Origin of the sequence: Pseudomonas protegens, from assembly GCF_003363755.1 — a bacterium.
Taxonomy (GTDB): Bacteria; Pseudomonadota; Gammaproteobacteria; order Pseudomonadales; family Pseudomonadaceae; genus Aquipseudomonas; species Aquipseudomonas danubii.
Map to the genome: position 1 here is coordinate 2144215 of NZ_CP031396.1, position 19712 is coordinate 2163926.

General features: G+C 62.5%; 16 protein-coding genes. 5 read left to right on the top strand and 11 right to left on the bottom strand.

The genetic code is table 11. From position 1 onward, the window contains the following. Window position 1 precedes the first annotated feature (1 nt). The 4 genes from ptsP to treP form a co-directional block, all read right to left on the bottom strand. Window positions 2–2539, bottom strand: coding sequence for a phosphoenolpyruvate--protein phosphotransferase (gene ptsP / locus DWF74_RS09335; RefSeq protein ID WP_115580818.1), 2538 nt, complete (start codon window positions 2537–2539; stop codon window positions 2–4). A 60-nt stretch (window positions 2540–2599) separates the two neighbouring features. After that, window positions 2600–3823, bottom strand: coding sequence for a maltoporin (locus DWF74_RS09340; RefSeq protein ID WP_115580819.1), 1224 nt, complete (start codon window positions 3821–3823; stop codon window positions 2600–2602). A 110-nt stretch (window positions 3824–3933) separates the two neighbouring features. Continuing rightward, window positions 3934–5580, bottom strand: coding sequence for an alpha,alpha-phosphotrehalase (gene treC / locus DWF74_RS09345; RefSeq protein WP_115580820.1), 1647 nt, complete (start codon window positions 5578–5580; stop codon window positions 3934–3936). Window positions 5581–5640: 60 nt separating this feature from the next. Further along, window positions 5641–7083: a PTS system trehalose-specific EIIBC component gene (treP, locus tag DWF74_RS09350; protein WP_102860418.1), complete on the bottom strand. Its 1443-nt coding sequence runs from the start codon at window positions 7081–7083 to the stop codon at window positions 5641–5643. A 230-nt stretch (window positions 7084–7313) separates the two neighbouring features. Between treP and treR the strand changes: the two genes are divergently transcribed. Further along, on the top strand, window positions 7314–8018 hold the full coding sequence (treR, locus tag DWF74_RS09355) for a trehalose operon repressor (protein WP_102860417.1): 705 nt from the start codon (window positions 7314–7316) through the stop codon (window positions 8016–8018). An 11-nt stretch (window positions 8019–8029) separates the two neighbouring features. Here treR and DWF74_RS09360 read toward each other — a convergent pair whose 3' ends face one another. From DWF74_RS09360 to DWF74_RS09385, 6 genes are all read right to left on the bottom strand, one after another. Next, window positions 8030–8551: a helix-turn-helix transcriptional regulator gene (locus tag DWF74_RS09360; protein ID WP_115580821.1), complete on the bottom strand. Its 522-nt coding sequence runs from the start codon at window positions 8549–8551 to the stop codon at window positions 8030–8032. 5 nt (window positions 8552–8556) lie between these two features. Then, on the bottom strand, window positions 8557–8835 hold the full coding sequence (locus DWF74_RS09365; RefSeq protein ID WP_115580822.1) for a hypothetical protein: 279 nt from the start codon (window positions 8833–8835) through the stop codon (window positions 8557–8559). 324 nt (window positions 8836–9159) lie between these two features. Beyond that, the gene (gene guaA, locus DWF74_RS09370) at window positions 9160–10737 is read right to left on the bottom strand and encodes a glutamine-hydrolyzing GMP synthase (RefSeq protein WP_102860414.1); all 1578 of its coding nucleotides are present in this window, start codon (window positions 10735–10737) and stop codon (window positions 9160–9162) included. Between the two features lie 104 nt (window positions 10738–10841). Beyond that, window positions 10842–12311, bottom strand: a complete 1470-nt coding sequence (gene guaB, locus DWF74_RS09375) for an IMP dehydrogenase (RefSeq protein WP_102860413.1) — start codon at window positions 12309–12311, stop codon at window positions 10842–10844. Between the two features lie 116 nt (window positions 12312–12427). Then, entirely contained in the window at window positions 12428–12976 is a 549-nt protein-coding gene (locus DWF74_RS09380) for a sugar ABC transporter ATPase (protein ID WP_102860412.1), read from the bottom strand. A gap of 131 nt (window positions 12977–13107) precedes the next feature. Further along, entirely contained in the window at window positions 13108–13878 is a 771-nt protein-coding gene (locus tag DWF74_RS09385) for a sulfite exporter TauE/SafE family protein (protein WP_115580823.1), read from the bottom strand. Between the two features lie 102 nt (window positions 13879–13980). Here DWF74_RS09385 and DWF74_RS09390 point away from each other — a divergent pair, with 102 nt between their 5' ends. The 4 genes from DWF74_RS09390 (at window position 13981) to leuA (ending at window position 19166) form a co-directional block, all read left to right on the top strand. After that, on the top strand, window positions 13981–14928 hold the full coding sequence (locus tag DWF74_RS09390) for a LysR family transcriptional regulator (RefSeq protein WP_102860410.1): 948 nt from the start codon (window positions 13981–13983) through the stop codon (window positions 14926–14928). After that, entirely contained in the window at window positions 14925–16304 is a 1380-nt protein-coding gene (gene xseA / locus DWF74_RS09395) for an exodeoxyribonuclease VII large subunit (protein WP_115580824.1), read from the top strand. Before DWF74_RS09390 ends, xseA begins: the two co-directional genes overlap by 4 nt. A 3-nt stretch (window positions 16305–16307) precedes the next feature. Further along, window positions 16308–17129 (top strand): M23 family metallopeptidase, encoded by an 822-nt coding sequence (locus DWF74_RS09400; RefSeq protein WP_102860408.1) that lies wholly within the window; start codon window positions 16308–16310, stop codon window positions 17127–17129. Window positions 17130–17486: 357 nt separating this feature from the next. After that, on the top strand, window positions 17487–19166 hold the full coding sequence (leuA, locus tag DWF74_RS09405; protein WP_102860407.1) for a 2-isopropylmalate synthase: 1680 nt from the start codon (window positions 17487–17489) through the stop codon (window positions 19164–19166). 71 nt (window positions 19167–19237) lie between these two features. Here leuA and DWF74_RS09410 read toward each other — a convergent pair whose 3' ends face one another. Continuing rightward, the gene (locus DWF74_RS09410; protein WP_115580825.1) at window positions 19238–19645 is read right to left on the bottom strand and encodes a hypothetical protein; all 408 of its coding nucleotides are present in this window, start codon (window positions 19643–19645) and stop codon (window positions 19238–19240) included. Window positions 19646–19712: the final 67 nt, after the last annotated feature.

Sequence of the window (19712 nt, forward strand, 5' to 3'; positions counted from 1 at the left end):
TTCAGTTCTCCAGAACCAGTGAGTCGGCGGCGACTTGCTGCCGTTGCAGGCATTCACGTACCTGAACCGCGTCTTCCAGATCGATGATCCGCGCTGCCAAGGCCTGGCACTCGCTCAGATCCAACTCCCGTACCCGGGCCTTGATGGCGGGAATCAACGGCACGCTCACCGACAGCTCGTCTACTCCCAGGCCCAGCAACAGCGGCACCGCCAGGGTCTCGGAAGCCAGTGCACCGCAGACGCCGACCCACTTGCCGTGGGCATGGGCGGCCTGCACCGTGCGCGCGATCAGGCGCAGCACTGACGGATGGAAGCTGTCGGCCTGACTGGCCAGGCGCGGATGATCACGGTCCATGGCCAGGGTGTACTGGGTCAGGTCGTTGGTGCCGATGGAGAAGAAATCCACCTCCGGGGCAAAACGATCCGCCATCAAGGCCGCCGAAGGCACCTCGATCATGATCCCCAGCTTGGGCCGCTCCGCCAGGCCCAGGGCCCGGACCTCGTCATCGAGCAATTGGCGCGCCTGACGCAGCTCCGCCAGCTGGCTGACCATCGGCAACATGATGTGCAGGCGGGCCTGCCCGGCGCTGGCGAGCATCGCCCGGAACTGCTCGCGCAGCAGTTCGGGACGCTCCAGGCACAGGCGGATACCCCGCAGGCCGAGAAAAGGGTTGGCTTCGCTGTCCATGGGCACATAGGCCAGGGGCTTGTCGCCGCCCACGTCCAGGGTCCGCACCACCAGATTGCGCGTCGGCCCCAGGGCCTGGGCAATGGCCAGATAGGTTTCGGCCTGCTCCTCGGGGCTCGGGGCGTGGCTGCGGTCCTGGTAGAGGAACTCCGAACGCAACAGGCCCACGCCTTCACCGCCCAGGCTCATGGCCTGCTCGGCCTCCGCCAGAGAGGCAATGTTGGCCGTGACCTCCAGATGATGACCATCGCGGGTCACCGCCGGTTGCGCGGCCTGGGCCAGGTCCTGACGCTGGCGCAGGCGTTGCTGCTGACGCAGGGACTCCAGTTGCTGCAGACGCTGAGGGTCCGGGTCCGTATGCAGTTCGCCGCGATCGGCATCCAGCAGAACCCGGGTGCCGTTGGCCAGGGACAGGACCCGGGACGACAGGCCACAGATCGCCGGCAGGCCCAGGGCCCGGGCGAGGATCGCCACGTGGCTGGTGGCGCCGCCGCCAACGGTGGCAAACCCCAGCACCTTGGCCGTGTCCAGGCTGGCGGTCTGCGAGGGGGTCAGTTGCTCGGCAATCAGAATGGCCTGATCCGGCAAGCTCAGGGCATGCTCTTGCACCCCGAGCATCCGCTTGAGCACCCGTTGGCCGACGTCCGCCAGATCCACCGCGCGCTCAGCCAACAGCGTACTGCCCAGGCCCTTGAACAGCTCGGCGGTGGCCTCGATGGCACGGTTCCAGGCAAAGGCAGCGCTCTTGCCGGTGACGATCAGGGCCTCGGCCTGCTGCAACAGACTCGGATCGTCGAGGAGCTCCTGGTGGGCCCGAAAGATTTCCTGCTGCGCGCCACCCCGGGCATTGTCCCGCAGCTGTTGCAGGTCCCGGACCGCCTCCCGCAAGGCCCGCTCAAGCACTTCGCGCTCTTGCTGCGGGTTCACCGCCCACTCCTTTATCTGCAGGCGCTGTTCAGCCACCTGCAGCACCTGGCCGACCGCCGAACCCGGTGACGCACAGACTCCCCGCAGAACCGTCTCCAACGACTCATCCCGCGCCGCTAGCGGCGCAAGACTCGGCGCCGCAGCACTGACTTTCTCGCCACAACCCGAGGCCAACAGCTCCACCAGAACCTGGAGCGCCCGCTCGGCATCCGCACCTGCGGCACTGACCTGCAAGACATCGCCCTGCACCGCCTGCAAGGCCATGATCGACACCAGGGACTTGGCATTGGCCGAGTCCTGGCGCCGGTGCAGGCAGATGTTCGCGGCAAAGCCCTTGGCGGCCTGGGCAAGCAAAGCCGCCGGGCGCGCATGCAGGCCCTGGGGGTTGCCGAGGATCAGCGGTTTGGAAAACAGCGCCTCAGCTTCAGCGTCCTCGGCCTTGGCACCTTCCTCTGCGGAGGTGGGCTCGATCTGCAACACCGGCTGTCCCAGCTCCACCAGCAGGCTGCCGGACACCACCCCCGTCACCGCCTCGCCACTGACCACCAGCATCAGGGTCAACAGGCTACGGGCATGCAGGGCCAGGTAGTCGGCGTCGAACTCGATCAGCGGCTGGCCAGCCGTGACTTGCTGACCTTCCTCGATCAGGCAGGTGAAGCCCTTGCCCGCCAGGTTCACCGTGTCCAGCCCGATGTGCATCAGCACCTGCTGGCCCTGCTCGCCGGTGATGCTCAGCGCATGGCCGCTGCGCTGCAGGTTGCTGACCACCCCGGACAGCGGTGCGCAGAGGGATTGGGAAGTCGGGTCGATGCACAGCCCGTCACCGATCACCCGGCTGGAAAACACCGGGTCCGGGACCTGCTCCAGGGGCAGCAGCACCCCGGACAGGGGCGCGAGCAATTGCAAGGGTTGGGTTATGGCCATGACGTCACCTGCTAATGATTCCTTGAAATGCCGATGGAGCGCGAGCCCCGACAGCATCGCTTATTTCCACCAGTACTCGACCTGCAAACCGACGTTCGCACCGTGCCGGGCGCTGCCGAACACACCGCTGTCGGACAGCGCGGAACCGGCCGCCAGCTCATTGGCCGCGCGCTTGGCGGCCTCGTTCCAGCTGGCATAGGTGTAGTACAGGCGCACCTCCGGCCGGGCCCAGAACTCAGGTCCCTTGGGTGACCAGGTGGGCGCGAAGGTAAATTTACTGAGCTTGCGGGTGCCCCCGGGCGCCTCAACCTGATCGTGGCCGAACTCGGTCACCAGCTTGAACTGCTCGGTGATGGCATAGGCCGGACGCACGCCCAGGGAAATCCAGTTCTGGTCCTGGCCGTCGGGGCGAATGTCCTTCTGATAGACCGCCTCCACCTGGCCGCCGAAGCGCGGGGTCAGTTGCCAGTCGAAGAACTCCACCAGGCGATAGCTCTTATTGCTGTCATCCAGGTAGGTGTTGCCGGTGTAGCCCAGTCCGGTGCCGGGGCCTTCACCGTATTGCAGGGCCAGTTTGTTCTTGCCGCCGAAAAAGTCCTTCTGCACATGCTGGGTGGTGATCGCCCAGCCATTGTGGGCACCACGGCGATCGGGCTTTTCCAGGTAGCTCAGGCCCAGCTCCAGCTCGCCGCCGGGGTTGGTCTGGAAGCCGGCGACGTTGAAGTCATGACGGCTCACCGCCTGCTTCTGATAGAGATTGTCCTTGCGGGAAAAGGCGTAGCTGTACTTCAGATCGCCGATGCGCACGTCCTCGACCCCGCCGCCGGTGGCGCTCTGGTTCCAGTAGTAGAAGTCGGAAATATGGATGTCGTTACGCTTGTAGTAACGGCGACCGGCCCACAGCGAGCCGCCATTGAGGCTGGGCAGGTTCGACCACTGGGCGTACATCTGCGGCATGCGCGCCGAGCCGTTTTCGCCCTGGAAGCTCAGGTTGCGGTCGTAGCGGTTGTAGAGCGAAGCCATGCCGTCGACGCTGAGCACCGAGCCATCTTCCAGGGTGTACAGGTCCTGGCGCAGCTCAAGCTCCGCGTACTGCTCACACTCGTTGCCCAGGCGGTACTTGGACTGCGCGCCGGGCAACTGGAAGCAGGACTGCGAGCCGCTGTTCACCGAGGTCCCCAGGCCGCTGCGCAGGTACCCGGCAAACTCCAGGGCCTGGGCCGGCAAGGGCAAGGCCAGACACAGGCAGGACGCCGCCAGAGCGCGATTTATTGTTGTTTTCATAAGCCACCGCATTATTTTTATTGTGTTGTTTGGATTCATCGGAACCGGCTTGGCGGCGCATGCGCTGGGCCAAAAATGATCGTCTGGCCCAGTTCGCCGACAGCCGGCGCCTACAAGGTCAGGTGCAGGACGAAGGACTCGTAAGGCCGCAGGTGCAAGTGCCGGTTGCGGGGCTCGTGGTCCGGGTAGTTGCTGATCAGCTGGCGCTGTTGCATGCCGGTGCTGATCACCGCTTCCGGCAACTCGACCTCACACGGCGAGCCATAGAAGTTGTTCACCACCAGCAGGCGCTCGCCGTCGCCCTCGCGCACATAGGCCCAGACTTGCCGATGCTCCGGCAGCAGCTGGCGATAGAGGCCGTGCTGGATCAGCGCTTCCTGGCGGCGCAAGGCGATCAGCCGACGGTAGTGATGCAGCACCGAATCTTCGTCGTCGAGTTGCGCCTCGACATTGATCTGGCTGGCGTTGGCCGGTATCCCGATCCAGGGCTCGGCGCTGCTGAAACCAGCATTGATCCCGGCATTCCACTGCATCGGCGTGCGCCCGTTGTCCCGGGACTTCTGCTGGATCGCCGCCATGATGGCCTGCGGCTCTTCACCGGCCTCGCGCTTGAGGCGGTGGATGTTCAGGGTCTCGACATCGCGGTACTGCTCGATCCGCTCGAAGTGCGGATTGGTCATGCCCAGCTCTTCGCCCTGGTAGACGAAAGGCGTGCCCTGGAGCAGGTGCAGCGCGGTGGCCAGCATCTTCGCCGACACCACCCGCTGCTCACCGTCGTCGCCAAAGCGCGAGACCACCCGCGGCTGGTCGTGGTTACACCAGAACAGCGCATTCCAGCCGCCACCGGCCTGCATGCCGGTTTGCCAGTCGGAGAGGATGCGCTTGAGTTCGAGGAAGTCGAAATCGGCCCGCAGCCACTTCTGCTGGTTGGGGTAGTCCACCTTCAGGTGATGGAAGTTGAAGGTCATCGACAGCTCCTTCGACTCCGGATGGGAATAGCGAATGCAGTGCTCCAGGCAGGTGGAGGACATCTCGCCGACATTCACCAGATCGTGCCCGGCGAACACTTCCCGATGCATTTCCTGCAGGTACTGGTGCACGTTGGGACCGTCGGTATAGAAGCGGCGGCCGTCGCTCTGATCCTCGGGGAAATCCGCCGGCTTGGAGATCAGGTTGATCACGTCGAGGCGGAAGCCGCCGACGCCCTTGTCGCGCCAGAAGCGCATCATCTTGAACACTTCGGCACGCACCTGGGGGTTGTCCCAGTTGAGGTCGGCCTGGGTGTGATCGAACAGGTGCAGGTAGTACTGCCCGGTCTGGGCCTCGTATTCCCAGGCGGAGCCGCCGAACTTGGATTCCCAGTTATTGGGCTCATCGCGCCAGATGTAGAAATCCCGGTAGGGGTTGTCCAGGCTGCTGCGGGCCTGCTGGAACCAGGCGTGCTCGATGGAGGTGTGGTTGACCACGATATCCAGCATCAGCTTGATCCCGCGCTTGCCGGCTTCGGCGATCAGCAACTCGCAGTCGGCCATGCTGCCGTAGCTGGGATCGATGGCGTAGTAGTCGCTGATGTCATAGCCGTTGTCCCGCTGCGGCGAGCGCAGGAACGGGGTCAGCCACAGGCAATCGACCCCCAGCCAGTGCAGGTAGTCGAGCTTGTCCACCACGCCCAGCAGGTCACCGGTGGCCTGGCCTTGGTGGCTGTGAAAACTTTTCGGGTAGATCTGGTAGATCACCGAACGCTGCCAGTCTTGCATGGGGGAATCCTTTGGAAAGTGCGAGGACATTCGCCGGCGAGCCGGCGCCTACAGGGCGGGTCAGGCCACGCGATAGCCGGGCCGGATGATCTTCAGGCTCAGGCCGCAGGTCAGGACAAAAGGCACCACCAGGGCGATGACCATGCCAATCACGAACGTCGGGATGTACTGGGGAATGATCGAGATGAACCCCGGCAGCCCACCGACACCGATGGCCGAGGCCTGGACCTTGTTCAGCGAGAGAAAGATGCTGCCCAGGGCCGAGCCGATCAGCGCGGCGTAGAAGGGAAACTTGTAGCGCAGGTTGACGCCGAACATCGCCGGCTCGGTGATGCCGAAGTAGGCGGAAATCGCCGAGGTCGAGGCCATGCTGCGATCACGAGCGTTGCGGCTCATGGTGAACACCGCCAGGGCCGCGCTGCCTTGGGCCAGGTTGGACATGACGATCATCGGCCAGATAAAAGTGCCGCCCTGGGTGGCGATCAGTTGCAGGTCGACGGCCAGGAACATGTGGTGCATGCCAGTGATCACCAGCGGTGCGTAGAGCAGACCGAAGATGGCGCCGCCGAGCATGGGCGCCAGTTCGAACAGGGTGACCACGCCTTCGGTGATCAGAATCCCCAAGTGCCGGGTCACCGGACCGATGATCGCCAGAGCCAGCACGCCGGTGACCACGATGGTGGTGATGGGTACCACCAGCAGGGTGATGGCGTTGGGCACCCGGGCGCGCAGCCATTTTTCGATCACGCTCATCACATAGGCCGCCAAAAGGATCGGCAGGATCTGCCCCTGGTAGCCGACCTTCTCGATCTGGAACAGACCGAAGATGTCGAAGTACGGCAGGCTCTGGCCGTCCAACCCGGCCACGGCCTTGCCATAGTTCCAGGCATTGAGCAGGTCCGGGTGGACCAGCATCAGCCCCAGGACAATGCCGAGGATCTCGCTGCCGCCAAAGCGCTTGGCCGCCGACCAGCCCACCAGGGCCGGGAGGAACACAAAGGAAGTGTTGGCCATCAGGTTGATCAGGCTCCAGAGCCCATCCAGCCCCGGGTACGCCTCAAGCAGGGTCTTGCCCTCGATGAACATGCCCTTGGCCCCCAGCAGGTTGTTCACCCCCATCAGCAGGCCGGCGATGATCAGCGCCGGCAGGATGGGCATGAACACATCGGAGAACACCCGCACCAGACGCTGCATGGCGTTGGTCTTTTCCGCGCCCTTCTGCTTCACGTCGGCAATGGTGGAAACCGCGAGCCCCGTCTGCTCACGCAGGGCCGCGTAGACCTTCTCTACCTCGCCAGGGCCGATCACCACCTGGAACAGGCCACCGGTGAAGAACGAGCCCTTGACCAGATCGATCTGGTTGAGGGTGGCGCTGTCGACCAGGCTCGGGTCCTTGAGGGCCAGGCGCAGGCGGGTCACGCAGTGGGCTGCCTGTTCGAGGTTGTCGGCGCCACCGAGGCTGTGCAGCAACTCGCTGGCGATCGTTGAATAGTCGTGGCTCATGCTTGTTCTTCCACCTGAGATTTTTGTTATTGGCAGCACGCCGAGGGGCAAATTACTCGTCTGTACGAGTTAAATCAATAACTCGTACAGACGAGTTTGAAATTTTCTTCCGGCGTGGCCCTGCCCCATGCTTTTTCCACCCGCTAAAGCATCACCAGGGCGCATGGACAAATGCCCCGTCCAGCCCTTAAGGTGCCTGCCTTGAGCACAGTCCGGCACAGAGCCATCCCATGAGCAAATACAACCAGATCTACAGCGATCTGCTTGCCAGCATCACCACCGAACGTCTTGAGCGTGGCGCCCGCCTGCCTTCGGAAAGCGAACTGATGGACAGCTACCAGGCCAGTCGCGGCACCGTGCGCAAGGCCATCGAACTGCTGCAGGAGCGCGGTTTCGCGCAGAAGATCCACGGCAAGGGCACCTTCGTGCTCTCGCCCAATCCCATCGAGTTCCAGCTGGGCGGCATCGTCAGCTTCCAGGAAACCTATCCACGCCTGGGGGATGACGTCAGCACCGAGGTGGTGGAGTTCAGCCAGTTCCCCCTGCAAGGCGCCCTGCGCAACCATCTGCAGGCGCAAGAAGGCAGCCTGATCACACGGATCAAGCGCGTGCGGCGAATCGACGGCAAGCGGGTGATTCTCGACATCAACCATTTTGTCGCCGAGCTGATTCCGGGGCTGGACCGGCAGATCGCCGAGCATTCGATCTACGCCTACATCGAACAGACCCTGCAACTGAACATCAGCTATGCCCAGCGCACCATCGAGGCCAGCCCGCGGAGCAAGGACGATCAGCAACTGCTCGACCTGGACGGCCAGAGCCATGTGATCGTGGTCAGCAACCAGACCTTTCTCCAGGACGGACGGCAGTTCGAGTACACCGAATCACGGCACACCCTGGACAAGTTCTACTTCTCCGACGTGGCCCGGCGCTAAGCCCTACCCCGTCAGCCCAACAGAGCCACCAGTTCACCGCTGAGGGGACCGACGCGCTTCGACTCCTTGGCGGTGTTCACCTGCTGTGCCACCCGTGCCACCTCGATCACCGGGTGCTTGAGAGGGTAACCGCCCTTGCTGTCCAGCCAGCTCAGAACCTCCGCCAGATGCCACAGCGAGGTGCTGCCCTCATGGATCGCCAGGGGAAAACTGTCAGCGTGGCCGAGCATCAGCTTGCGCATGTTCTGCCGGGACACGCCGACGATCTCGGCGATCTCGCTGAGGCCGACAAAGTCCGGGCAGGCCTCCACCAGCCGCGCCTCGGGGATGATGCGCTTGATATCCCCCAGGGCACTGAGCAGCGCCGCTTCGGCGCTCTCGGCCTCGCGACTGAACTCCAGGGCCAGGCGCCCGGCCAGACCGGTGCCCACCAGGGCGTCGGTGCAGCCCGCCGCACCGAGGCGCTCCACCAGTTGCAGCGGATCGCAGCCCTCCAGCGGCAGCAGATAGTTGAGGGTGAACAGGTACTCCATGGTGCTTACTCCTGACGGGCTGCCGGCGCCTTGGCCCCACGCAGCTGATTCACAGTGCAGCTGTCGATCACCCGGCATAGCGCCCGGGCGTGCTGGGTCGGGTTCTTCGGCGTACGCCAGACACTGGTGATGCAGAACTCGCCGCAGCGGCACACTTCGTTGTTATACGGGCAGTAGATCCGCCCCCACGCATGGCCTGCACCGACCTCGATTCGCCAGCCCTGCCATTCGGCGTAGCGCAGAGCCATTTCAATGTCCTTCTTGGGATGAGTTGCACGAGCCATCCATAGCCTCCAGTATCGCCAGTCATGCAGGGTTGTCAACTGACAACCTTGTGCAATCCGATCAAACCCGCGCCACGAACAAGCCGCAGCAAAAACAGCGGGGGGAGACCCAAGGGTAGAGAGAAGCCCGGGGCAGAGCGCCGAACATGTCTTACGTGATATTGCCGGAAGGTGAAAAAGCAGCGTTTCTAAAGGTTCTGCAACACAAATGCCGATGTGTAACGGATTCAATCTCCGCAGAAACGACAATGGCGATCGATCCCCGAAGGTCCCGATCGCCATTGGTTAAAGCCAGTGGATCAAGCGCCGATCACTCGGCCCCGATCATTCCCACTCGATCGTTGCCGGCGGCTTGCTCGACACGTCGTAAGTGACGCGGGAGATGCCTTCGATTTCGTTGATGATCCGGCCGCTGACTGTTTCCAGCAGCTCGTAAGGCAGGTGTGCCCAACGGGCGGTCATGAAGTCGATGGTTTCCACCGCGCGCAGGGCCACGACCCAGGCGTAACGGCGGCCATCGCCGACCACACCGACGGATTTCACTGGCTGGAACACGACGAATGCCTGGCTGACCTTGTGGTACCAGTCGGCCTTGCGCAGTTCTTCGATGAAGATGTGGTCGGCGCGACGCAGCAGGTCGGCGTATTCCTTCTTCACTTCACCGAGGATGCGCACACCCAGGCCCGGGCCCGGGAACGGGTGACGGTAGACCATGTCGTACGGCAGGCCCAGCTCCAGGCCCAGACGGCGGACTTCGTCCTTGAACAGCTCGCGCAGCGGTTCAACCAGCTTGAGGTTCATTTCTTCCGGCAGGCCGCCCACGTTGTGGTGCGACTTGATCACGTGGGCCTTGCCGCTTTTCGCGCCAGCCGACTCGATCACGTCCGGGTAGATGGTGCCCTGGGCCAGGTACTTGATGTTTTCCAGCTTGCAGGATTCGGCATCGAACACGTCGATGAAGGTACGGCCGATGATCTTGCGCTTCTTCTCAGGGTCCGACTCGCCGGCCAGGTTGTTGAGGAACTGCTCCTCGGCGTTGGCGCGGATCACCTTGACGCCCATGTTCTCGGCGAACATGGCCATCACTTGCTCGCCTTCGTGCAGGCGCAGCAGGCCGTTGTCGACGAAAACGCAGGTCAGCTGGTCGCCGATGGCTTTGTGCAGCAGGGCCGCGACCACCGAGGAGTCGACACCGCCGGACAGGCCCAGCAGGACGTTGTCGGTGCCAACCTGGGCACGGATCTGGGCAATGGCGTCTTCGGCGATCTTCGACGGGGTCCACAGCGCTTCACAGCCGCAGATGTCGAGGATGAAGCGCGACAGGATGCGGCCGCCCTGCTTGGTGTGGGTCACTTCCGGGTGGAACTGCACGCCGTAGTAGCGCAGGTCATCGTTGAACATGCCGGCAATCGGGCAGCTCGGGGTGCTGGCCAGGATGTGGAAATCCTTTGGCATCTTGGTGACCTTGTCACCGTGGCTCATCCACACGTCGAGACCGAACAGGCCGTCGGCGTCGACGTGGTCTTCGATGCCGTCCAGCAGACGGCTCTTGCCCACCACATCAACCCGGGCATAACCGAATTCGCGCAGCTCGGAACCTTCGACCTTGCCGCCCATTTGCTCGGCCATGGTCTGCATGCCGTAGCAGATGCCGAAGACCGGAACGCCCAGGTCGAACACCGCTTGTGGGCAGCGAGGGCTGTTGGCTTCGTGCACGGACTCGGGACCGCCGGCGAGGATGACGCCTTTGGGAGCGAATTCGCGGATCGCTTCGTCGTCCATGTCGAACGGATGCAGTTCGCAGTAGACCCCGATCTCGCGCACGCGGCGGGCGATCAATTGGGTGTACTGGGAACCGAAGTCGAGGATCAGAATGCGGTGGGCGTGAATGTCGAGGGCCATGGTCAGTCTCGTCTAATTTCAGAAACGACACGGGGCTGAAAAACACAGCCCCGGTTACTAAATTCGTCAATCGCCTCCGGGCCTGGGCCTGGAGGCGATCACTATCAACCTACGCGATAGTTTGGCGCTTCCTTGGTGATCTGCACGTCGTGGACGTGGGATTCAGCCATGCCGGCGCCGGTGATGCGGACAAACTCCGGCTTGGTGCGCATTTCTTCGATGTTGGCGCTACCGGTGTAGCCCATGGAAGAACGCAGGCCGCCCATCAGCTGATGGATGATCGCAGTCAGGGAGCCCTTGTACGGCACGCGACCTTCGATCCCTTCCGGCACCAGCTTCTCGGCACCCGCGGAGGAGTCCTGGAAGTAGCGGTCGGAAGAGCCCTGGGCCTGGGACATGGCGCCCAGGGAACCCATGCCACGGTAAGCCTTGTAGGAACGACCCTGGAACAGTTCGATCTCGCCCGGCGCCTCTTCGGTACCGGCGAACATCGAGCCCATCATCACGCAGGAGGCACCGGCCACGATGGCCTTGGACAGGTCACCGGAGAAACGGATACCGCCGTCGGCGATCAGCGGAACGCCCGTGCCGACCAGTGCCGCTGCAACATTGGCGATCGCGCTGATTTGCGGCACGCCGACACCGGCAACGATGCGGGTGGTGCAGATCGAGCCAGGGCCGATACCGACCTTGACCGCGTCGGCGCCGGCTTCGGCCAGGGCCTTGGCTGCAGCGCCAGTGGCGATGTTGCCGCCGATCACCTGCACTTGCGGGAAGTTCTCTTTGACCCAGCGAACGCGGTCGATCACGCCCTTGGAGTGACCGTGGGCGGTGTCGACCACCACCACGTCGACACCGGCATTGACCAGCGCAGCAACGCGATCGCCCGTGTCTTTGCCGGTACCGACCGCAGCGCCGACACGCAGACGACCTTGATCGTCCTTGCTGGCCAGCGGGTAGGCCTTGGCTTTTTCGATGTCGTTGACGGTCATCATGCCCTTGAGGGCAAAGGCGTCATCGACGATCAGCACGCGTTCGATACGGTGCTTGTGCAGCAGCTCACGGACGGCGGTCTTGTCGGCGCCTTCCTTGACAGTGACCAGGCGCTCTTTAGGCGTCATCACTTCGCGGACACTGGCTTCCAGACGGCTTTCGAAACGCACGTCGCGGGAAGTCACGATGCCCACCAGATCGCCGTTGTGCAGCACGGGCACACCGGAGATGTTGTGCATGTTGGTCAGTTCGAGCAGATCACGCACGGTGGCGTCGGCTTCGATGGTGATGGGGTCTTTGACCACACCGGCTTCGAAACGCTTGACCTTGCGCACTTCGGCAGCTTGCTGCTCGATGGTCATGTTCTTGTGGATGATGCCGATGCCGCCTTCCTGAGCCATGGCGATTGCCAGACGGGCTTCAGTGACGGTGTCCATGGCGGCGGAAACCAGTGGAATATTCAGCTCGATGCCACGGGTCAAACGGGTCTTTAGACTGACTTCATTAGGCAGTACTTCGGAATAACCGGGCACTAAGAGGATGTCGTCGAAGGTGAGGGCTTCTTGGCTGATACGCAGCATCGCGGGGGCTCCCGGGCGGGAAAATGGAAGCGCGCCATTATACTCAGACACCTACCCGGGCTCAATGTAAAACTCTGTCTAATATCACTGGAGTGATAGATGGAGATATCAGCGCGCTACAACTCGACCTTGACCCAACTTATCGGTTGATCCAGCCAGTCGGCAAACTCGTCGATAAAACTCTGTTTGAAACCCGCTTCGGCCCAGTTGTTGAAGATAAAGCCCAAGTTGGAAAAGCCGCATTCCTGAAGAAACAGAAAGCCGTTGATGTCATCTTCATGACCGCACTCGGGACAGGTGAAGTTATCGGTGCGCCCCGGCATCCAGTCTTCCAGGCTCTCGAACAGCGCTTCACCCACTTCCTGGCGGCATTCTGCACAGCCGGCTTCTTCGAGAAAGCCCTTGGCCGGGGTATAGATGCAGCGTTTGGTGATGATCTCCAGACCATTGATCGGCTCGCCGAAGGGCAGCGCCTGCGGCCGCAGCACCACCTCCCGTGCCCCCGGCGCAATCGCATGGCCCATGCGATTGCCGGTGCGCCCGCACGTGCTCAGGGTTTCCTCGACGATGTTCTTGCGCACCAGCCAGCGCACGATGGCCCGAGCCCGGGGCTCGTGCACCGGCAGGGTGGAAATTTTCGGGACGAGGATGCTTTGCGAGTTCATGGATAAGCCTGAAACGTGCGGGACAGTACGAACGGTTTCGCCGGCAAGCCGGCCCCCACCATCAATTGTAGGAGCCGGCGTGCCGGCGAACGAATTTAAAGGCCCGCAGCATAATCCCTGAACCCCGCAGGTCAAGTGCTCAGAAAGCGCCCGATCAAGGCAACACCACTGGCCAGCACCAGCCAGGTCACCAGGCGCACAAAGGCCTCCCGGGACAACCTCATGGTCAAGCGCCGTCCCACCCATAGACCCAACGCCATCGCCGGCAACAAGCACACCGCCAACAGCAGCAGCGGCCACTCGGCATAGACCCCGGCCAAGGCAAACAGACTCAAGCGCACCACGGTACTGCAACTGATCAACGCACTTTGAGTGGCCCGTGCCGGGTCCTTGGGCAAACGACTGTTCAGGTAAATGGCATATAAAAAGCCGCCACTACCGAACAAGGCGCCAAACATTCCTCCCACTATTCCCATCGGCACCGACCAGCCGGCCGCCAACTGAGCCGGGCGTACCTTCACCCATAAGCTGTAGATGGCATAGGCACTGATAAACAGCCCCATCAATAGAAGCAGCAGATCGGACTTGAGGTTGAGCAGAAAGATCACCCCCAAGGTGCAGCCCAGCGCCATGCAGGGCAGCAGGCGCAACAGCTCCGGCTTGGCCACGTCCTTGCGCGATGGCAGCAGGTTGCCGAAGGCTGCGACAAAGTCGAGCAGCACCAACAGCGGCACGATTTTCGACAACGGCATGAACAGGATCAGGACCGGTCCCGCCACCAGCGCCGTGCCGAAACCGGCGATGCCAAACACGATGTACGCCAGCGCGATGCCCAGGCCGATCGCCAACCAACCACCCGGGCCGAAAGACCACTGGTTCAAACCTTCGATTACCACGCTCATCACTGCGACTTCCCCAAGCGGATCAGCAATGACTTTAGCCAGCGGCGAGCCTTGCGACTAATATCATCAAAGCCTTCAACCCATCGCAAAAAGGCATGCCTTGTGATTTCAACCCGTCAACTGCGCTATTTCGTGGAAATCGCCGAATGCGGCAGCTTCAGCGCTGCGGCAGAACGCCTGTTTGTCGCCCAATCAGCCCTTAGCCGGCAGATCAAGGAACTGGAAAGCCAGCTGCAAACCCCACTGTTCCAACGCACTGCCCGCCAGCCTCGGCTGACCGCCGCCGGTGAAGCCTTCCTGCCCAAGGCACGCAACCTGCTGAGCGAACTGCACAAGGCCGCCGAGCTGGCCACCCAGGTCGGCCAGGGGCAACTGGGCACTCTGCGCCTCAGTCACTCAAGCACCGTGCCCATGAGCGGCCGTCTGCTTGGGGGCATCAGCGAGTATCTACAGGCGTGCCCCGGCGCTTCGATGGACATCGTCAAGCTGTCGTCCGAGGCGCAGTTGCAAGAACTCGCCGAAGGCCGGCTGGATGCTGGCCTGCTGCGCCTGCCGGTACTGCGCCAATGCGAGGGAGTGCAAATCGTGCCCTTGTTCAGCGAACCCCTGCTGCTGGCATTGCCACCGCAGCATCCCCTGGCCCTTGATCCACCGGCCCACGGCGTGGAGCTTGCACAACTGCGTAACGAAGCCTTTATCTCCATCCCCCATCCCCAGCGTGGGGGTTTGAGCTATCTGTCGGCGCAGCTGTGCATGCGCCAGGGATTCTTTCCCAAAGCGGCGCGAGTGATGTCACGCAAGACCACTCAACTGCAGTTGATCCAGGCCGGTTTCGGCGTTGCCCTGCTGCCCGAATCGATGCAGGACATCGCCCCGGCCAACGTGCGTTTCCTGCCTCTGGCCGATAGCGATTGCCAGAGCACCGTCGCCCTCGCCTACCGGCAAGACACCACACCGCTGGTGGCGCAGTTTGTCGAACAGCTGCGCAATCATTGGCAATCGAATTGCGTTGTTCCATGGACTGACAGCCCCTTAAACTGCGCCCCATGATTAAAGATCCCTTTGCACGACTCGGCCTGGACCGCGAGGTCCTCACTGTCACCCAGCTCAACGGCCGCGCCCGGGTGCTGCTCGAGGACGTGTTCAGCAACATCTGGGTCGAAGGCGAGATCTCCAACCTCGCTCGCCCGGCTTCCGGCCATGTCTACTTCACCCTCAAGGACAGCGGCGCCCAGGTGCGTTGCGCGCTGTTCCGGCAGAACGCCGCACGGGTCCGCCAGGCGCTGAAGGACGGCCTGGCGGTCAAGGTCCGGGGCAAGGTTTCGCTGTTCGAGGGGCGCGGCGACTACCAACTGATTCTCGACACCGTGGAGCCCGCCGGTGATGGTGCCCTGCGCCTGGCTTTCGATGCACTCAAGGAAAAGCTCAGCGCCGAGGGGCTGTTCAGTGCCGAACGCAAAGTGCCGTTACCGGCCCATCCACAACGCATCGGCATTATCAGCTCCCCCACTGGCGCGGTAATCCGCGACATCATCAGCGTGTTCCGCCGCCGTGCGCCCCAGGTGGCACTGACGCTGATCCCCACTGCCGTGCAAGGTCGCGAGGCCACGGCGCAGATCGTCCGGGCCCTGCAACTGGCCGATGCCCGAGGCTTCGATGCCTTGATCCTGGCTCGGGGCGGCGGCTCTCTGGAAGACCTCTGGTGCTTCAACGAAGAGGCGGTAGCTCGGGCGGTGGATGCCTGCGTGACGCCGATCGTCAGCGCCGTCGGCCATGAAACCGACGTATCCATCAGCGATTTCGTCGCTGACGTACGGGCCCCCACCCCTTCCGCCGCCGCTGAACTGCTGGCACCCGACGCCAGTGACCTGCAACACCGGGTCGACAGCCTGCATCGCCGCCTGGTGATGCGCATCCGCGACCGGCTGATGCGCGACCGCTTGCACCTCGACGGTCTGGCCCGCCGCCTGCGCCATCCCGGCGAACGCCTGCGCCAGCAGGCACAACGCCTGGATGACCTGGATATGCGCATGCGCAGGGCCTTCGAGCGCAACCTCAATACCCGTCGCGAGCGCCTGATCCGCCTGGAAACCCGCCTCGGCGCCCAGCATCCGGGACGACAACTGGCCCTATTGCGCCAGCGCCTGGACAGCCTCGCCGAACGCCTGCCCCGAGCCATGCGCGAAGGCCTGAAAGCCCGACGCCTGCAGTTGCACAGTCAGATGCAAACCCTGCATGTGGTCAGCCCCCTGGCCACCCTGGGACGCGGCTATAGCATTCTTCTGGACGACCGCGACCACGCCATCCGCACTGCCGCACAGACCCGCAATGGCCAGCGCCTCACCGCCCGCCTGGGCGAAGGTGAACTGCAGGTGCGAGTCGAAGACAACCACCTGACGCCTGTCACTCTTTCTCTACTGGACTGATCCATGCCGCGCTTTCTCACTTCCCTGCTGTTGCTGTGCCTGGCCTTCAACGCCAACGCCGACAGCTACATCACTCGCCTGTTGAACAAACCCGTGCCTGGTGGCGTGGCGGTGGTGGACCTGGGCAGCGCAGCCCAGGCGCCCAAGGTCAGCTACCAGGGTAAACCCGTGCTGGTGGTGAAGGAGCAGAACAACTGGCTGGCCATTGTCGGTATCCCGTTGACGGTCAAGCCAGGCACCCAGCAGATCAGCGCCGGCAACCGCAGCCTGAACTTCGTGGTGGGCAGTAAAAAATACCCCGAGCAGCACATCACCCTGAAGAACCAGCGCCAGGTCAATCCAAACCCGGCAGACCTGAAACGCATCGATGGAGAACTGGCAGAGCAACTCCGTGCCTATCGCAGTTTCAGCCCCAACACCCCGAGCAATCTGCTGCTGGACAAGCCAGTGAACGGGCCGCTGTCGAGCAAGTTCGGAGTGCGCCGGTTCTTCAACGGCGAGGAGCGCAATCCCCACGCCGGCCTGGACTTCGCAGTGCCGGCAGGCACACCGATCAAGACTCCGGCAGCCGGCAAGGTGATCCTGACCGGCAACTACTTTTTCAATGGCAACACGGTGTTCGTCGACCACGGCCAGGGCTTTATCAGCATGTTCTGCCACATGTCGAAGATTGACGTGAAGGTGGGTCAGTCCCTGGCTCGCGGGGCAGTCGTCGGCAAGGTGGGGGCGACCGGACGCGCTACCGGCCCACACATGCACTGGAATATCAGCCTGAACGATGCCCGGGTCGATCCGGCAATCTTCATCGGGGCGTTTCAGCCCTGATCCCGAGCCCTCGTCGCCGGCAAGCCGGCCTCCCCTGAGAATTGCGCAGCCCATCACGACTGCGCAATCGTTAGTATTCTTTCAAAGAATAGGCAGCATAAAATCTCGATATAGATTCGATTTCGAGTATTCCTCTCAATTTTTTTCGACTGCTTGCCATCTCTCACCTCAGTGGTTAGGGTTGAGCACATGAAAACCTCTCACACCCTCATTCAGCGTCGTCAACACCGGAGCCTCTGCCTCGTCAGCGCACGACTGCCAGGCTGAATCGCGGTGCCTCATCCCCCTGCGTCAACACTGCACTCTTGACTCACCGGCAGGCCGCCTCTTTTCGGCCCGGACCATAAGGATTTCTCCATGACCATGCTCAAAGACCCCTCCTCCAAGTACCGCGCGTTCCCGACCATCAACTTGCCGGACCGCACCTGGCCGTCGAAAACCATCACCCGCGCGCCGATCTGGTGCAGCTCGGACTTGCGTGATGGCAACCAGTCGCTGATCGAGCCGATGGATGCGGTCAAGAAGCTGCGTTTCTGGAAGACCCTGGTGGCCGTTGGCGTAAAAGAGATCGAGGCTTCGTTCCCTGCCGCCTCGCAAACCGACTTCGACTTCGTGCGCACCCTGATCGAAGGCGGCCACATCCCGGACGACACCACCATCCAGGTGCTGACCCAGGCCCGTGAAGACCTGATCGCCCGCACCTTCGAATCCTTGCGTGGTGCCAAGAAAGCCATCGTCCACCTGTACAACGCCACCAGCCCTTCGTTCCGCCGCATTGTCTTCAACCAGGACAAGGCCGGTGTGAAAGAAATCGCGGTGAACGCGGCCAAGCTGTTCGTCAAATACGCCGCCCAGCAGCCGGAAACCCAATGGCAGTTCGAATACTCCCCAGAAACCTTCAGCGCCACCGAACTGGAGTTCGCCAAGGAAGTCTGCGACGCCGTGGTGGAAGTCTGGAACGCGACGCCGACCAACAAGGTGATCCTCAACCTGCCGGCCACCGTTGAAGTGGCGACACCCAATATCTATGCCGACCAGATCGAGTGGTTCTGCCGCCACATCAACCGTCGTGACAGCGTGCTCATCAGCCTGCACACCCACAACGACCGTGGCACTGGCGTAGCCGCCACCGAGTTGGGCCTGATGGCGGGCGCCGACCGTGTCGAAGGCTGCCTGTTCGGCAACGGCGAACGTACCGGCAACGTCGACCTGGTCACCGTGGCCTTGAACCTCTATACCCAGGGCGTCGATCCGGAGCTGGACTTTTCCGATATCGACGGCGTACGCAAAGTGGTGGAAGAGTGCAACCAGATTGCCGTGCACCCACGTCACCCATATGTCGGTGACCTGGTCCACACCGCCTTCTCCGGCTCCCACCAGGACGCGATCCGCAAGGGCTTCGCCCAGCAGAAAGCCGACGGCTTGTGGGAAGTGCCGTACTTGCCGATCGACCCGGCCGACATCGGTCGCAGCTACGAGGCGGTCATCCGCGTCAACAGTCAGTCGGGCAAAGGCGGTATCGCCTACCTGCTGGAACAGGAATACGGCATCAGCTTGCCGCGCCGCATGCAGATCGAGTTCAGCCAGGTGGTGCAACGTGAAACCGACCGCCTGGGTCTGGAGATGACCGCCCAGCAAATCCACGCGCTGTTGCACAGCGAATACTTGCAGGCCAACACTCCGTACGCGCTGGTCAGCCATCGCCTGCAGGAAGAAAACGGCCACAGCGCCGTGGAAGTGGAAGTGTCGAGCAAGGGCCAGGGCGAAACCAACCTGAGCTGGCGCGGCAAGGGCAATGGCGCCCTGGAAGCCCTGGTGGCCGGTCTGCCGATTCCTGTAGAGATCATGGACTACAACGAACACGCCATTGGTGCGGGCACCAACGCCAAGGCGGCGGCCTACATCGAACTGCGGGTCAACGGTGAACGTGCGGTCCACGGTGTTGGTATCGACGAAAACATCACCACTGCCAGCTTCAAGGCGCTGTTCAGTGCCCTGAACCGCTCCCTGAGCGAGCAGGAAGCCAAGGCCGCTTAAGCAGCCCTGATAAAAAAGGCCCCGGGGAGTTCTGCTCCTCGGGGCCTTTTTGTATCTGGCCTTGAGCTAACTCAGGCATGCACATCGACGCTGAACATGGCCTGCAACAAGGCTGCCTGCAACACTTGCAAGGTGCTGTTGGTTACGGCGATCTGGGTCTGGATCTCCATCACTTGCTGGACTTTCTGCTCATCGCTGGCCTGCCCCTTCTCGACACCGGCCAATTGCGCCTGTTGCTGTGCCAGGATCTTCTGGGTCTGTTCGATCTGCTTCTGCAACTGCTTGACCGGATCGCCTCCGCCTTTCACCGCATCGATACTGGCATCCGCAGAGTTGACTCGCAGCTCCTGGTCTTCGGCGTCCTTGTTTTCAGCCACTGGCGCCAGCGGGCTGGTGCTGGTGTCTTCGGCTTCCCCCATCTTGGCTTTCGGCGCGGACAGCGGGTAAGGATTGACGACATTGGCATTGATGGTGGTCATGAGTGATTCCTCCTGAATGCCCGTCCTATCGGCTTTCATCCCTGAAGCTTGATATCGGCAACCTGTA